Genomic DNA, 17,627 nt, shown 5'->3' on the forward strand with positions numbered 1-17,627 from the left:
CTAAAGTCCTTTAGCTTTTAAACCTCTCTTCGAACGCGACCATTAAAGCTTCCTCACCGCTAAAGCCCGCCTTGTATGCTTTATCAATGTTTTCCAGCATAAGTTTGTAATCCTTAGGTATTACCTTGGTGAATCTCTGTAAATGGCCTGCCCAATCATTGAGAACCTTCTTACCCAAAGGACTGCCGGTATGCTCAACATGCTTTTCAATCATGGATTTGATCTCATTTAACTCTTCTTCTGATTCGATCTTTTCCAGCAACACCATAGACTTGTTACAATATATATCGTCAAAGTCCAATAGATACGCTACACCACCGGACATTCCCGCAGCAAAGTTTCTTCCTGTTTTACCCAGAACAACAACTTTACCGCCTGTCATATATTCACAACCATGGTCACCAACACCCTCGATGACCGCTTTAACCCCGCTGTTTCTTACACAGAACCTTTCACCTGCAACCCCATTAATATAGGCCTCTCCTGAAGTTGCACCGTAGAAGGCAACATTTCCGATCAGGATATTTTTATCAGGCTCAAAATCAGAGTTTTTAGGAGGATAAACTATAATTTTACCGCCGGATAAGCCTTTTCCCAAATAATCGTTGGCATCACCTTCCAGTTCTAGAGACATCCCTTTGGGAATAAATGCTCCAAAGCTCTGTCCGGCAGAACCCACAAAGGTGAGCTTGATAGTATCCTCAGGAAGCCCGTTTTCACCGTATCTCTTAGAGATTTCGCTTCCGATAATCGTTCCGACTACCCGGTCAGTATTATTAATCTTTATTTTAGCCCTAATGGATTTACCATTCTCCAGCGCCGGCTTACACATCCTGAGCAGCCTCTTCATATCCAGTGATTTATCCAGCCCATGATTCTGTGCCTGGCTATGGAACCGACCGACATCAGCACCGGCATAAGGTTGATAGAGCACCCGAGACAGATCTACCGTAGCTGCCTTCCAATGCTTGGTATTCTCCTTATGTTTCAATTTGTCTGTCCGTCCAACCATTTCATCGATTGTTCTAAAGCCTAGTTTAGCCATGATTTCACGCATTTCCTGAGCGACAAAACGCATGTAGTTTTCAACATGCTCGGGTTTGCCCGTGAAATTCTTTCTTAATTTTTCATTCTGAGTGGCTATGCCCACCGGACATGTGTTGAGGTTGCAAACTCTCATCATTACACATCCCAAGGCAATAAGAGGTGTTGTGGCAAAACCGTATTCTTCCGCCCCAAGCATTGCTGCAATAATAACATCTCTTCCCGAGAGCATCTTTCCGTCTGTTTCCAAAACAACCCTGTCCCTTAGCTTGTTGAGAACTAAAGTCTGGTGAGTCTCGGCAAGTCCCAATTCCCACGGAAGTCCCGCATTCCTGATACTAGTCCGTGGAGAGGCTCCGGTTCCGCCATCATAACCGCTAATCAGGATTACATCAGCTTTTCCTTTCGCTACCCCGGCAGCGATTGTGCCAACCCCAACCTCAGAAACAAGTTTAACGTTAATCAGGGCATCCTTGTTGGCATTCTTCAAATCGTGGATAAGCTCAGCCAAATCTTCAATGGAATAGATATCATGATGCGGCGGCGGCGAAATAAGATCCACACCCGGAGTTGAGTGCCTAACCCTGGCAATTGCCGGGTAAACCTTGCGTCCCGGAAGTTGGCCGCCTTCACCTGGTTTTGCCCCCTGAGCCATTTTTATTTGTATTTCTTGAGAATTCACTAAATAATTGCTGGTCACACCGAAACGCCCTGAGGCAACTTGTTTAATAGCACTTTTTTTAGAGTCCCCATTGTCCATAACCTTGAACCTTTCGATGTCCTCTCCACCTTCACCGGTGTTGCTCTTTCCGCCCAGCCTGTTCATAGCGATAGCCAGACATTCGTGAGCCTCCTTGCTGATAGAGCCGTAGGACATAGCTCCGGTCTTAAACCTTCTGACAATTGCCTCAACCGGTTCCACTTCCTCAATGGGAATAGTATCACCTGTATCATACTTGAAATCAAGAAGATTCCTTAAAGTGTATATCTCTTCATCGTTTATCTTCCTGGAGAAATCTTTATATAGAGAGTAATCTCCTTCCCGGCATGCCCTCTGAAGCTGGTAAATAGTTTCGGGATTGTACATATGGACTTCCCCATCATCCTTACACTGAAAATAACCTCCTACTTCAAGGGTACCCGCATAAGGTGAATTTTCCAGATAGGCACTCTCATGCCGCAGCTGGTTTTCCGTGGCGATTTCTTCAAGCCCTATCCCCTCGACTCTCGAAGGTGTGAAAGTAAAATACCTGTCAATCAGATCTTTTCTAAGACCCACTGCCTCAAAAATCTGAGCTCCGTGATAGCTTTTGATTGTTGAAATACCCATTTTGGTGAGCACTTTAAGCATACCTTTAACGGAAGCCTTAATAAAGTTCTTTATGCCATCTTCGTAAGTCTTACCTTCAAGTAACCCTTTTTCAGCAAGCTCCTTAATTGTTTCGTAGGCTAAATACGGATTGATTGCCGTGACCCCATAACCGATAAGCGTACAGAAATGGTGTACTTCCCTTGGCTCTCCGGATTCCAAAACTATGCCGACATTTGTTCTGATCTCTTTTCTAATCAGGTGCTGGTGCAATCCGGATGAGGCTAAAAGTGCCGGGATCGGTGCGAGACTCTCATTAACGCCTCTGTCCGAAAGAATAATGATATTAGCCCCTTCCCTGATTGCCTTATCCGCCTCTTTAAAAATCCTGTCCAGGGCTCGTTCCATTGCTCTTGCCCCTTTTGACATATTATAAAGGATGGAAATCGTCGCTGCCTTAAACTTGTCATTGTTTAGCTGCTTAATCGTATTAAGCTGTTCATTAGTTAATATCGGATGCTCCAAGGCTATACTGGCCGTATTTTCCCGATCGGGATCGAGCAGGTTTCCACTGTTCCCAAGGAGGATACTGCTGGAAGTTATGATTTCCTCTCTTATTCCATCAATAGGAGGATTGGTAACCTGTGCAAAAAGCTGTTTAAAGTAAAGATACAGCATTTGAGGTTTCTCCGATAATACAGCCAAAGGAGAATCCATACCCATTGCTCCAACAGGATCTACACCCGTGACGGCCATAGGCTGAATAATTGACTTAATATCTTCATACGTATAACCAAAAGCTTTTTGCCGCTTAACCAGCTCCCCCTTTACGCTCTCTTCCTTCACTTTTTCAACGGGAATATTGCATAAGGGAATGATATGACGACTATTCCATTCAACATAGGGCTGTGACATCGAAACACTTCTCTTGAGTTCTTCATCAGAGATGATTCTCTTCTGCTCTGTATCAATAAGCAGCATCCTGCCTGGTTCCAGCCGTCCTTTATACTTTACATTTTCAGGCTTGATATCCATGACCCCGACTTCCGAAGCCATGACCACCCTGTCATCTTTGGTAACATAATACCGGGAAGGCCGGAGCCCGTTTCTGTCCAGTACTCCACCGATAACTACACCGTCAGTAAAAGCCATAGCCGCAGGGCCATCCCAGGGCTCCATAAGAAAATCATGGAATTTATAGAAATCCTTCTTCTCCTGGGACATGAGCTCATTTCTTTCCCAGGGTTCCGGGATCATCATCATCACAGCATGAGGAAGAGACCTTCCTGTGAGATGAAGGAATTCCAGGCTATTGTCGAACATTGCAGAATCACTGCCTGTCTCGTCGACAATGGGATAGACTTTCGAAATATCATCAAAAAGCGGTGAATCAATACATTTCTGTCTGGCTTTCATCCAGTTGACATTACCTCTGATAGTATTAATTTCACCATTATGAACGAGGTATCGATTGGGATGTGCTCTCTCCCAACTGGGAAAGGTGTTGGTGCTAAACCTCGAATGGATCATAGCCAGAGCTGATACAAAATCAAGATCGGCAAGATCAAGATAAAAGTTCCGAAGTTGTTCTGCAGTCAGCATGCCTTTATAAACAATGGTTTTTGAGGAAAGGCTGGCTATATAGAAAGCCCCGCCCTTATCTTCACACATCGGTACTATAACTTTTTCTGCACGTTTTCTAATGGTATAAAGCTTTCTTTCAAAATCCATCTCGTCTTTGATACCGGCATCCTTGCTGATAAAAACCTGAACAAAACGGGGCATTACTGCTTTTGCGCTTTCCCCAATAATCGCTTTATCGACAGGAACTTCCCTCCAGCCCAGGATTTTTTGACCTTCCTCCCGGACAATTTTTTCAAAGGTTTCCATCTGAGTTTTCCGAAAATCATCATACTTATGGGCAAATATCATCCCTACGCCGTAGCTTCCTTGTTCGGGTAAATCAAAACCGATAACTTCACTTTCCCGTTTAAAGAAATCGTGAGGGATCTGAATCAGTATTCCGGCACCATCTCCTGTATTTTCGTCAGCTCCACTTGCGCCTCTGTGGCTTAAGTTTTCCAGTACGGTTAAGGCTTGATCGATTATATCATGAGATCTTTCGCCATTGATATTCACAACGAACCCCATACCGCAGGCATCATGTTCGAAGGCCGGATCATACAGACCTTGTCTTCTTGGCAGACCATAACTCTGTTGCATAATAGCACACCCTTGTACAGATTTCTAAGTAACTAATTGCGAAATAAATCTACAAAATGAATAACCAACAGGTATTACTAAATACACCCCTAACAAAACAAAAAAACCCGGACACAGCAAATCCAAACAAGATTTAACTGCATTCCAAGGCTCCTTTGCCTTCCAGATAACCAGTACCACACTGTACTAAATATCAGGTTTACATATATTTGTTATTTTTCTATTACAATACTAATCAAAAACCCAAGAAAAAAAAACGCCCCAAAATAGACCAATATAAGATCTAATTGCGGACACCCTCGCCCTTAATATTAACTTTGCCTAAGTATATCATTATTAGATAAAAAGTCAACTCCGGCAAAAGAAGAATATTGTATACTAAAGGCCAGGTATTATAAGGCATCCCTTTGTATGTTTACAGAACTTTCGACAAAACAATTATTGCACTGACGTATAATAATTGTTTTGTCTCAGGACTGCTTAAAATCTAAAACTTTGTTAAATATTCTTCAATTTCCCATGGGTGAACCTGTATCCTATAGCGATCCCACTCAATAAGCTTAGCATCTATAAATCGCTGGCAGACATGTTTGCCAAGTGCATCCTGCATCAATTCACTTCTTTGAAGTTCCAACAAAGCGGCATAAAGATTCTCCGGCAAATTGCCAATGCCTAATTCACTGCGTTCAGCATCAGTCATATCATAAATATTGCGGTCACAGGCAGGTGGGGGCATTGTTTTATTCTTTATACCATCAAGACCGGCCCGCAGGCAAACTGCCAGTGCTAAATAAGGATTGCAGGACGGATCAGGACTTCTTAATTCAATTCTGGTTGACAAACCCCGTTTAGCAGGAACACGAATCAGAGGACTTCTGTTACGGGAGGACCAGGCTATATATACAGGAGCTTCGTAACCTGATACAAGCCGTTTATAGGAATTTACATTGGGATTAGTGATCGCAGCAATAGCACGGGCATACTTAAGCAAGCCGCCAATATAATACATAGAGTCTTCACTCATCTGATTGGGCAAATTAGGATCAAAAAAGATATTCTTACCATCCTTCATTAAGGACTGATTTAAATGCATACCGGAACCGGCAATACCGAAAATCGGTTTGGGCATAAAAGTAGCGTGCAAGCCATGCCGCTGGGCAATAGTGCGAACAACAAATCTAAATGTAACTATCTTATCGGCTATATCCAGAGCATCGGAATATTTAAAATCAATCTCATGCTGCCCCGGAGCCACCTCGTGGTGAGAAGCCTCGATTTCAAATCCCATACTTTCCAAAGCCAAAACCATATCACGCCGGGCATTTTCCCCTAAGTCTACCGGAGTCAGATCAAAGTAGCCGGCCCGATCATGGGTAACAGTAGTCGGCCTGCCTTCAGTATCAACATGAAAAAGGAAAAATTCAGCCTCCGGCCCCACATTCATCGTGCTGTAACCCATAGATTCCGCTTCCTGCAAAGATCGACGCAAAACAAAGCGAGGATCACCTTCAAAAGGTGTACCGTCAGGATTATAGATATCGCAAATAAGTCTGGCAACCGCCCCATCCCTGGGTTTCCAAGGAAAAATAACAAAAGTGGAAGGATCAGGGCGTAAATACATGTCGGATTCTTCAATACGCACAAAACCATCAATAGATGATCCGTCAAACATTAACTCCCCTGCTAAAGCCTTCTCCAACTGTTCAACGGTAATCGAAACATTTTTTAAGACGCCAAAAATATCTGTAAACTGTAGGCGGATAAATTTGACTCCCAAATCATTTGCTAAACTACGAACATCGTCGTTAGTAAGTTTAGACATTTGTTTAATTCACCTTCCCCCGGTTAATCAATGGAGTCCAAAAAACGCAAAAAGGCCACACCTACAGGTATTTCTCACCCCTGCATGCAGGCTCCGTTGCCTTAGGCACAACATTGTACCCCATTTATATTTAAAATAAACTATAGCATATCTCCTTAAGAAAATCCACACATTTTGCAAGAAAAAATCCCTTACCTAATTAAGGTGAGGGATTATAGAAGGATGGTAGTCCCCTAATTAAGGGGAAAATATATGCCATAAATAAAAATTACACCAAACATATTAGAACTTTGTCAAATACTCTTCAACTTCCCAATTATGCACTTGTACACGATAGTTATCCCATTCAACAAGTTTTGACTCCATGAAACGATCAAAGATATGATTTCCCAGAGCACTCTTAATTACCGGATCAGCGGCTAATTCATCCAAAGCCTCTCTCAGGCTGCCAGGCAAACTGGGAATATTGTTTTCCAAACGCTCAGCAGCATTCATATGATAAATATTGCGATCACACGCAGCCGGATGCTGAAGCTTGTTTTTAATGCCATCCAAACCTGCTTTTAAAGCCACAGAGATAGCTAAATACGGATTGCAGGAGGGATCGGGATTTCTTAATTCTACTCTGGTTGACAGTCCACGCTTAGCAGGTACTCTTATAAGAGGGCTGCGATTGCGGCAAGACCAGGCTATATATACAGGTGCTTCATAGCCGGGTACCAAACGTTTATATGAATTTACAGTAGGATTGGTAATAGCCGCCAATGCACGTGCATGCTTAACCAAACCGGCAATATAATAATAAGCTGTCTCACTTAATGCATTCGGCCCACTCGGATCATAAAAAGCATTCTGGTCATCCTTAAATAAAGACTGGTTCATATGCATACCGGAACCATTAATACCGAAAATCGGTTTAGGCATAAATGTCGCATGCAAACCGTGACGTTGTGCAACAGTACGCACAACAAATTTAAATGTCATAATCTTATCGGCAATATCCAAAGCATCCGAATATTTAAAATCAATCTCATGCTGACCGGGAGCTACCTCATGGTGAGAGGCCTCTACCTCAAAACCCATATCTTCCAGTGTTAGTACCATATCACGGCGGGCATTTTCGCCTAAATCTACCGGAGCCATATCAAAATAACCGGCGCGATCATGTGTTTCCAGTGTAGGACGACCCTCTTCGTCCACATGGAACATAAAAAATTCTAATTCGGGCCCTACATTCATGGTATAACCCAACTCTTTAGCCTCTGCCAGAGTTTTTTTCATAATATGCCTGGAACAACCTTCAAAAGGAGTGCCATCGGGATTATAAATATCACAGATTAAACGAGCAACAGCCCCTTCACGTGGACGCCAGGGAAAAATTACAAAGGTTTTCGGATCCGGACGTAAATACATGTCTGACTCTTCAATACGTGTAAAACCATGAATTGAGGAACCATCAAACATTAACTCACCGTCTAATGCTTTGTCTAATTGTTCCACCGGAATAGCAACATTCTTCAAAAGCCCAAAAATATCGCTAAACTGTAATCTAATAAACTTAACTCCCGCCTCCCGAACTTTTTCAAAAACCTCCATTTTTATTGCAGCATCCATGTTTTTATGCCACCTTTCATATCTTGTATAAAAAATATTTAATAAAATAGATAATAATACATAATTTACCATATAACATAAAGAAACCTTTAAAGTAATTTTATTATCACTTTAAAGGCCTCGTTGCCTTATAAAATATAGACAGCATTGTCTGTAATATAGTAAACCAGCTACAAGTTATTTGCTAAAATTATTGCATCTGCAATAACCCGCATGGAAACCCTTTTGTTCATACTTTGTTTGCGCATCCGGTTAAAGGCCTCAGATTCGTTCAAGCCATGCTTCTCCATTAAGATACCCTTAGCCCGCTCCACAACTTTTCTTGTTTCCAATGTTTCCTTAAGTTCAGCCACCTGCGATTCCAATTTGACTAACTCTTTATACTTTGTAATAGTTAATTCTATGGTCGGCACCAAGGTGGTTTCCTCTATCGGACTTACCAAAAAAGCAAAAACATTTGCCCTTTTAGCTTTCTCCACTAAATCAGCCTGTGAAGTGGAAGCAATCAAAACAACAGGAGCCAATTTATCCTCATGAACAATTCGGGCTACTTCCAACCCATCCATTCCCGGCAGCAGGGGTTCCATTATCACCAATTCCGGCTGCCTGCTCCTAATCATTTTTAAAGCAGTCAAACCGTCGCCGGCTTCACCCACAACATAGTAACCCGACCGGTTCAGTATAGATTTAATATTGTTCCTCCACGCGGTATCTTTGGCAACCAAAACTATTCTTTGTTCACCCATGGAGTACACACCCCGTTACTCAAGATAAAAATGCCCTCAACAGAAAATATACTGTCGGGGCACCATTGCCGAGTTTAAGATACGTCATTGTATCTTAAACAATTATATATTAACCTAATCCGCAATGCAATAGTTTTTTTAGCAACCTTAGCCGAGAATTTGTTCCACCTCTTCAGCATCAGCGTCCATGATATAGCTTATACCTGTGATTTCAGCAGCTTCCTTAGTAAGCGATACAATATCGTCGCGGCCAATCAGACCCAAGTTAAATTTACGCGCTCCACACATGAACTGACGTAAGCCTTGAGACAAACGCTCGTAGTAACTGTATACACCGATAGCACCGACCGGCAGGTCATCAAAATCAGAACCCAACTTATCCTTTAGCTCACTTGCAGCAACAAAAATCTGTTCCATACTTTCACCATACTTCTTATACTCGGCTATAGTCAAACCTTTCTTTATAGCCTGCCCCACAGTCTTGCCTACCATAGCGGCAGTTAACGCCGAACGTGCCATTCCGATAGCCTTCACATAAGGTGCGCTTATAGCAAAACCCTTAAACATATGATCTTCCAAAGCTAAACCACCGGCAATAGCTACATCAGGCACATAGGCACCTTTAGCAGCCAAACGGTCCAAATACTGGGTCATTAAAGCCTGTATATATACGGTCGGCAAACCCCACTCATTCATCATTCTCCAAGGACTCATACCTGTTCCGCCACCTGCGCCGTCAACAGTCAAAAGATCCAGTTTAGCATCAGAAGCATATTTAACTGCACGGGCTAAGTCGGCCGGACGATATGCACCGGTTTTCAGGAAAACATATTTAGCACCGGCATTACGCAGTACTTCCACGCGCTGCATAAAGGACTCGTATTCGACCATACCAACACGGGAATGACGCTCAAACTCACTGAAAGCACCGGCTTTATAAGCTTCCTGAACCTTCGGGTCTTCCGGGTTTGGCAGCACGATGTAACCGCGACTCTTTAACTGAAGTGCACGTTCCAAGGTATTCAGCTTTACTTCGCCGCCAATATCCTTAGCACCCTGACCCCACTTAAGTTCAACCGCATCAACACCCAACTTTTCCAAAGCATATTCCTGAACACCCAAAGTGGTATCTTCCACATTAGCCTGAACGGCAATAAAACCTTTACCGTTATACCACTTCTGAAAATCTTTAACCCGGCGAGCCAGGTTCGGAGAATTAACTACACGGCCATTTTTGATTTCCACATTCGGATCCATGCCACAAACGTTCTCACCAATAGCAATACCGCCACCACAAATAGCCACACCGGCTGCCAGGTGATCCCAGTTATCGGCGGCTACATTAGTGGAACCCATAGCTGCCACAACAATGGGAACATCCATCTTAATCTTGTTTGTGCTGCCAAATTCCGTAGAAATATCGACGGCCGGGAAAATCGCCTTTTCGGAATCGGCTTCGATGCCATGAGCACCAACAGCTGTACCCATAATATTAAAGTGAGAATAATCTACAGGATATTCTTTTTGTGAGGCAGACGTAGTTTTGCCAAACGGGGCAGGATAGAGAACCTCTTTCCCCCTTACTGCCGATTTACCGATTTCACAAAGGCCCGGACACCCATCCAAACAAGTTACACACATCCCGCTAGGACTAAAATCCTTACCTGTCCGCAGTTTGGTTAATGTTGCGGTACTCGCGTTAACACCTTTACTAAATCCACTCATTGACTACCATCCCCCTGTTTTTATCTATATTTTTATCTAAACACTTATTCAAAAGTCGGCCAGAGCTATTATGCTATATGATTAACATATAAGCTCGCATTAAAATCACCGGCTTTTAAATAAAGAAATTTTCAGTTCACTTTCTCTAATAATTCCTTAAATATTCCTCGATTTCCCAAGGGTGTATTATAGTATTAAAGCGCTTGCATTCTTCCTCCTTAGTTTCAATAAAACGACTATAAATTTGTTCACCAAGCGTTTCTTTAATTACTTCGTTAGCTGATAAAGCACATAAGGCTTCATTAAGATTGGACGGCAAGCCGTAATTCTTGATAATTTTTCCCAATCCACCATGCAAATTATTTTCTTCCATGGCGGCAGGAGGTTTAATTTTAGATATAATCCCAACTAACCCTGCTTTCAAGGTTACCGCCATAGCCAAGTAAGGGTTGCAAGTGCCGTCAGGACTGCGTAAAACAATTCTAGTGCCGCTTTCCCGCTGAGACGGCACACGAATCATGGTACTGCGATTTTGCTCAGACCATCCGGCCAAAACCGGAGCTGCCAGATCCAAACCAAGTCTTTTATATGAATTAATCAGCGGGTTGGTTATAGCTGTTAAGGCTCTTGCATGTTCCAGCAATCCACCCATATAATAATAAGCTGTCTTACTCAGCTGCTGGCAATTAGCATGAGAAGGTGCGTGAAAAGCATTCTCCCCCTCTTTCCACAGAGAATGATGCAGATGCAGACCGGATCCGTTAAAACCGGCCAGAGGCTTTGGCATAAAAGAAGCATGCAAACCATGCCGCTGAGCAATTGTTCTTACCACAAACTTAAAAGTAGCTAAGTTATCCGCCATTGATAGAGCATCACTTTCTTTTAGAGAAATTTCGTGCTGACCGGCAGAAACCTCGTGATGAGAAGAAGAAATCTCAAATCCCATACTTTCCAGAGTGAGTACCATATCCCTCCTGGCGTTTTCCCCCAAATCCACGGGGGTTAAATCACAATAACCGGCTTGATCGTGAGTTACCGTAGTAGGCTTACCCTGATCATCCATATAGAACATAAAAAACTCAATTTCGGCTCCTGAACGAAGCCCATAGCCCAACCGCTCCGCCTCCAACAACACCCGCTTTAGGACACTGCGCGGGCATGCCGAAAATGGCTCACCATCAGAACCATATACGTCACAAATTAAACGAGCTACCGCTCCATTCCTTGGCCTCCAAGGAAATATAACAAAAGTTTCCGGATCCGGACACAAATAAATATCTGACTGCTTGCTTTGCGCAAAACCTTCTATTACCGCATTATCGAACATTATCCCACCATTTAGGGCTCTCTCCAGCTCTTCTATAGTGATAGCAATATTTTTAAAGGATCCTAAAATATCGGTAAACTGCAGCCGGATAAACTTAACATCATACTCCTTGGCTTTTTCCAATACATCCTCTTTTGATAATAGACTCAGCACAAAACACCTCAATCCCAGTTTAAAAATAAAAAAATCCATTAATTGATCCTGCCATACAACAGGTCAACTAACGGACGTCTCTGCCCAAATATTAACTTATAACTTCTCTACAGGTAATGGTACATTATCTTCAAAAAAAAGTCAAGCTTCAATTATTTTCTTTTTGTAGAAGAGAAATAATTTTTTTTGCTACCTTGGGAATTGCAATTCCCTTATCCATACTAATTTTTTGGATGAACTTGTGAGCTTCTTTTTCAGACAACCCTTTTTGGCTGATTAACAAACCCTTGGCTTTCTCTATAAGTTTTCCTTCCTCCAGCAACTTTTTCAATTCTTTGTTCTCATTTTCCAGTCTAAGAAGTCTTTTGAAACTTGCAATAGCTATCTCAATTGCCGGAAAGAGATTTTCTTGATTAATAGGTTTTAATAAATAGCCAAACACCCAGGAATGTTTGGCTTCCTCAATCAATTCACGTTGGCTATAGGCAGTTAAAAGCAAAACGGGAGCCACCCTATGTTCCTCAATAACACGTGCTATTTCCAGTCCTTCACAACCAGGAATATTAGAATCCATAATAATTAAATCCGGTTCGGTCTTAAAGATAACCTGCAGAGCGCTTTTTGCATCATATACCTCACCTACCACCATATATCCGACATGAGTTAAACTGTCTTTCAGTTTTTTTAAAAACACCCTGTCAGCATCTGCAATAACTATTCTGGTCCCGTACATCGGGCGACACTCCTAAAACTCTTGTTATAATTAATTCTAACATTATTTTTTTAAAATTAAATAGCAGAATTCAAATATATTATCATATCATATTTAGCCCGCAATAGACCTAAATATTTATACCATATTATCATTTAAAAGTGTACTTACTCACAGCTTAAAATTATTAGGAAAATCAAAAAAGTTTATTTCGAAACAGTCCGGCTGATAAAATAAAAAAATTTATATTTTTTAAGATCTGTTTTACTGATATAGATATGCATTATAATGATTAAAACAAGAAGCTGGCAATATATCAACAAAAGAATAGAGGATAAATTTTCTCGGTAAATATGGGGGTGTAGTTATTGAGTCATCGTGAACTGTCACAGGCCGAGATAGATGCACTTTTTGAACGCTATAATAATCCTGTATCAGAGGATTTCAGCAGTCTCCTGTCGCATCATCAGCTTGATACAATCGGTGAAGTTGGTAACATTTCCATGGGAACTGCTGCCACAACATTATCACAAATTCTAAACCAACGCGTAACTATAGGCAACCCGCGCGTAATAGTCTGTAAACAAGAAGAGGTCTTTAAAAGTTTTGCCACACCCTACCTTCTGGTTTATGTGTCTTTTAAAGAAGGCTTAACGGGTTTTAATGTACTTATCATTACTGAAAATGAAGTGGCGACAATAGCCAATCTGATGCTGGGCGGGGACGGAAATATCCCGCCTGTTGTTGAATTAAGTGAACTGGAAATAAGCGCTGCCCAGGAAGCCATGAACCAAATGATAGGTTCAGTATGTACCGCTATGACTGATATGTTTGGTATTCCTATCGATATAACCCCGCCAACAATAACCATGGTTCATGACATCAAAAATGCAAGTCTTACCCCTCTTCCTACCGAACAACCGGTGGTTGTAGTTAGATTTGATACTTTTATCAGTAATATATTAAAAACTACTATTATGCAGATACTCAGTGTGGACGCAGCTCAAGAAGAAGCAAATTACCTTCTGCAAAAAGCCGGTTATATGGATAAAGAAGCAGAAATTGTTGCCAATAACGCTAATTCAGATAATGACCAGGTTGCAGTTGCTTCCAAATTGCCTAATCTTACAGCAGCCTTATCACTCCCTGTTAACCTGACTGTGGTACTCGGCAAAACTCTGTCGACTGTTGAGGAACTGGCAAGATTGGAAATCGGCAAAAAACTTACACTGCCGCTCTCTGCGGAATGCGTTGAGATATATGCAGGGGATACACTGGTAGGTAAAGGTAAGCTAATTGATCAAAAAGGAAAAATGCAGGTCGAAATAAATCAACTAAGTATGCCTAATTGGAAATTAGAATAATATTTTGTTTACACAATCACCAACAAACAGTAAAATAGCCGGACATTATTTTACAAACAGGAAAGTCGCTCAAAGCGGCTTTTGAGCAGCCACACGCACTCGTGCTTGTTGAGAATTATGCATTACTGACATTGATTATGCAATATGAATTTGCACTTCATTATAAAATGGTTTATCCACAAATCCACCATAAGGTATAATTTGGCAAGGAATAAAAAGATCATACCCTGCCGGAATATTGGGCAGGGTATGAGGTATAATATACTTATATTTTTTAGCTGTTGCCCTTAATCATTTTCCTGTTTCTATAGTCCCAGGCCAAAACAGCCTCGGCAAAGGCAACCATTTTTTTAGTCATACCCCCACCAACTCTGCCGTTCTGCCGGCTGGTTAGTTCCCCTTTATCAATATAAGCATAATCATGTATACCGATTTCGGAAGCCATCTCATTCTTAAATTCCTCCAACGCCGGTTGAACATATGGCTGCAGCTCGCTTGGAACTATCCCTATGGAAGCAGTTATTTTGGCCAGAGAATTGGGCTGTAAATCCGGGAAGGTTTTTTGGGACAAAATAATCCCCTCCTGGTAGTTTTTTATCAATATAAAAAATCATGTTGTCCTGCTTATTAAATTATTATGCCCTGCAATGACCAAAATATTAAAGCAAAATAATGCAATATAAATTTGTACTTCATGCAACAATGACTTGTCCACAGATCCGCCATAAGCATAATTTATTAAAATATAAAAAAGGCAAAGGGTTAACGGTTTTTAGTGTAGTTTAAAAGGCCGCCGGCCTTAATTATTATTTTTTGTCTTTCGGAAAGATTGTGCACTACTTTAAATTCCGTACCTTTAGTCAAGTTCCGAACCAGCATATGCTCCGCAGACATTTGAGCGGATGTATCTGATAACAGCAGCAAATCTTCTTGATCAATACCGTCGTAATCTTTTTCATCAACAAAAGTTAGCGGCAAAATACCAAAATTAACCAAATTTTGTCTGTGTATTCTGGCAAAGGACTTCACAAGGACTGCCTTAACTCCCAGAAACATGGGAGCCAGAGCGGCGTGCTCACGACTGGAACCTTGACCGTAGTTGCTGCCTCCGATAATAATTCCCCTGCCTGTTTCTTTAGCACGCAAAGGAAAACACTTGTCCACCGTACAGAATACATACTCGGAAATAGCGGGGATATTTGATCTGAGCGGCAATATTTTAGCTCCGGCCGGCATAATATGATCAGTGGTAATATTATCCCCGACTTTTAACAAAACACTGGCTTTAATCTCACCCGGCAAAGCTTCATTTACCGGCAGTGGCTTGATATTGGGACCACGCAGAACTTCTAAGCCTGCCCCGTTTTCCGGTGGGGATATAATCATATTATCATTAACCGTAAAAGTTTCCGGCCAAACAACCTCTTCATAATTCATCTGAAGATCCCTGGGATCGGTTAAAACACCGGTTATTGCAGTAGCGGCAGCCACTGCCGGACCGGTCAAGTAAATGCTGGCATCCTGTGTTCCACTGCGACCCTCAAAATTGCGGTTAAAGGTACGCACTGAGTTGGCAGCTGACGAAGGTGACTGCCCCATACCGATACATGGCCCGCAGGCTGATTCCAATATCCTGGCGCCGGCATCAATTAAATCAGCCAGCGCACCGTTTTGAGCAATCATTGTATATACTTGCTTGGAGCCAGGGGCAATAGCCAAGCTGACAGAAGGATGCACAGTTCTGCCCTTAAGCATTTTAGCCACAATCATTAAATCGGCATAAGATGAATTAGTACAGGATCCGATAGCCACCTGTTGAACAGGAACCGGCCCGATGTCACGCACCTTGGCCACATTGTCCGGGCTATGCGGCCTGGCTGACAGGGGTTCCAGCTCATCCAGTTTAATTTCTAAAAGTTCGTCATATACGGCATCAGCATCAGCATTCAGGGAAACCCAGTCTTCTTCCCTGCCCTGAGATTTTAAATAGGCCCTGGTCTCTTCATCGCTGGGAAAAATTGAGGTTGTCGCACCCAGTTCCGCTCCCATATTGGTAATCGTAGCCCTCTCCGGTACGGTTAAAGATTTAACACCCTCACCAAAATACTCAATTACCTTGCCTACCCCTCCTTTAACACTGAGAATACGTAAAACTTCCAATATAATGTCCTTGGCCGAAACCCATGGCTGTAATTTGCCCTTTAGCTCGATCCCTACAACTTTGGGCATGGTGGTGTAAAAAGCTCCCCCGCCCATTGCTACAGCTACATCCAAACCACCTGCGCCGATAGCTATGACAGCCATCCCACCGGCAGTCGGCGTATGAGAATCAGAGCCTAACAGTGTTTTACCCGGTTTAGCAAAACGTTCCAAATGCACCTGGTGGCAAATGCCGTTTCCGGGACGGGAAAAATAAATACCATACTTGGCAGCCACTGTTTGTAAAAAACGGTGATCATCAGCATTCTCAAAACCGCTTTGCAAAGTATTATGATCAACATAGCTGACGGACAATTCTGTTCTAACTCTGGGAATTCCTATAGCTTCAAACTGCAGGTAGGCCATAGTTCCTGTGGCATCCTGAGTTAAGGTCTGGTCAATTTTTATCGCAACTTCTTTGCCAGCAATCATTTCCCCTTCTATCAGATGTTCTGCAAAAATTTTCTGCGTAAGACTTCTGCCCATTTTTATCCTCCTAGTTATTAATTATAGTGTATAAACAATTTATTTTACATAAAACCCCAGTACCATAAGATAAGCTTCTCTCCCCAGAATACAGCAAGAAGTGCTCCCAGTGACAAAAACGGCCCAAACGGTACGGGATCCTTCCTGCCCTTGCGACCGGACAACATTAAAACCAAGCCAACAACACCACCGGTTAAAAAGGCCAAAAAGAAAGCTACAATTAAATTATTTAAGCCCAAATACAACCCTATCATTGCACCAAGCTTAATGTCACCGCCTCCCATTCCGCCGCAGGAAACAATAGCAACAATTAAAAGAAAGCCTCCCCCGACAACAAATGCCATTAAGCCTGACTTTAGTACCTCCCAGGACTGCAAGGCCGTAAGCGGCAAACCGGCAATAAGACCTGCCAAAATAATGCGATTAGGGATAATTTGGTGATATAAATCTATTACTGAAGCCACTATTAATAAAGAAATAAATAACCACATAGCCGGGGTTATCCAGGCATAACCAAAACGCAGCCACACTGCTGTATAGCTCAGTGCTGTAAACAATTCTACCATAGGGTATTGCCGGGAGAAAACTGCTCCACAATATTTACAACGGCCCTTGAATAATAAATAACCTGCTATTGGTAAAATTTCAGGCAAGCCCAACCTGTTATGACAACTCATACAATGTGATGGCGGGCTAATAATCGATTCGCCCAGAGGCATGCGGCAAATACATACATTTAAAAAGCTGCCTACACAGGCACCGACAATAAAGACCAATAAAAAAGACAAGTAACTCATAATATCACCCACGACAACAGTTATCTGTTAAATATTATTATAACGTGTTTATTAAATCAATTAACTGTATTATTTTAAAACAATATTTTATAATTAAGATGTGATT

11 protein-coding genes are annotated in these 17,627 nt (G+C 42.1%); 1 reads left to right on the forward strand and 10 read right to left on the reverse strand.

From position 1 onward, the window contains the following. Positions 1–10 precede the first annotated feature (10 nt). The 7 genes from gltB to DTOX_RS18265 all read right to left on the reverse strand — a co-directional run bounded on the left by gltB (position 11) and on the right by DTOX_RS18265 (position 12,696). Positions 11–4,576: a glutamate synthase large subunit gene (gene gltB, locus DTOX_RS18235; RefSeq protein ID WP_015759149.1), complete on the reverse strand. Its 4,566-nt coding sequence runs from the start codon at positions 4,574–4,576 to the stop codon at positions 11–13. 487 nt (positions 4,577–5,063) lie between these two features. Continuing rightward, on the reverse strand, positions 5,064–6,398 hold the full coding sequence (gene glnA / locus DTOX_RS18240; protein ID WP_015759150.1) for a type I glutamate--ammonia ligase: 1,335 nt from the start codon (positions 6,396–6,398) through the stop codon (positions 5,064–5,066). 282 nt (positions 6,399–6,680) lie between these two features. Further along, a complete protein-coding gene (gene glnA, locus DTOX_RS18245) occupies positions 6,681–8,012 on the reverse strand; it encodes a type I glutamate--ammonia ligase (protein ID WP_015759151.1) in 1,332 nt (443 codons plus the stop codon). 170 nt (positions 8,013–8,182) lie between these two features. After that, positions 8,183–8,758 (reverse strand): ANTAR domain-containing response regulator, encoded by a 576-nt coding sequence (locus DTOX_RS18250; RefSeq protein ID WP_042316209.1) that lies wholly within the window; start codon positions 8,756–8,758, stop codon positions 8,183–8,185. Positions 8,759–8,905: 147 nt separating this feature from the next. Then, positions 8,906–10,483, reverse strand: coding sequence for an FMN-binding glutamate synthase family protein (locus tag DTOX_RS18255; RefSeq protein WP_015759153.1), 1,578 nt, complete (start codon positions 10,481–10,483; stop codon positions 8,906–8,908). Between the two features lie 145 nt (positions 10,484–10,628). Then, positions 10,629–12,002 (reverse strand): type I glutamate--ammonia ligase, encoded by a 1,374-nt coding sequence (gene glnA, locus DTOX_RS18260; protein WP_015759154.1) that lies wholly within the window; start codon positions 12,000–12,002, stop codon positions 10,629–10,631. A 109-nt stretch (positions 12,003–12,111) separates the two neighbouring features. Then, the gene (locus DTOX_RS18265) at positions 12,112–12,696 is read right to left on the reverse strand and encodes an ANTAR domain-containing response regulator (RefSeq protein WP_015759155.1); all 585 of its coding nucleotides are present in this window, start codon (positions 12,694–12,696) and stop codon (positions 12,112–12,114) included. A 347-nt stretch (positions 12,697–13,043) separates the two neighbouring features. Here DTOX_RS18265 and fliY point away from each other — a divergent pair, with 347 nt between their 5' ends. Next, complete coding sequence (gene fliY, locus DTOX_RS18270) at positions 13,044–14,039, forward strand: flagellar motor switch phosphatase FliY (RefSeq protein ID WP_015759156.1); 996 nt, start codon at positions 13,044–13,046, stop codon at positions 14,037–14,039. Between the two features lie 274 nt (positions 14,040–14,313). On the opposite strand, the gene DTOX_RS18275 is transcribed toward fliY, so the two are convergent. From DTOX_RS18275 to DTOX_RS18285, 3 genes are all read right to left on the reverse strand, one after another. Continuing rightward, entirely contained in the window at positions 14,314–14,610 is a 297-nt protein-coding gene (locus DTOX_RS18275) for an alpha/beta-type small acid-soluble spore protein (protein WP_015759157.1), read from the reverse strand. 191 nt (positions 14,611–14,801) lie between these two features. Next, positions 14,802–16,724: an aconitate hydratase gene (locus DTOX_RS18280; RefSeq protein WP_015759158.1), complete on the reverse strand. Its 1,923-nt coding sequence runs from the start codon at positions 16,722–16,724 to the stop codon at positions 14,802–14,804. A gap of 44 nt (positions 16,725–16,768) precedes the next feature. Beyond that, positions 16,769–17,521 (reverse strand): prepilin peptidase, encoded by a 753-nt coding sequence (locus tag DTOX_RS18285; RefSeq protein ID WP_015759159.1) that lies wholly within the window; start codon positions 17,519–17,521, stop codon positions 16,769–16,771. Positions 17,522–17,627: the final 106 nt, after the last annotated feature.

The sequence above is a fragment of the Desulfofarcimen acetoxidans DSM 771 genome, assembly GCF_000024205.1.
GTDB lineage: Bacteria > Bacillota > Desulfotomaculia > Desulfotomaculales > Desulfofarciminaceae > Desulfofarcimen > Desulfofarcimen acetoxidans.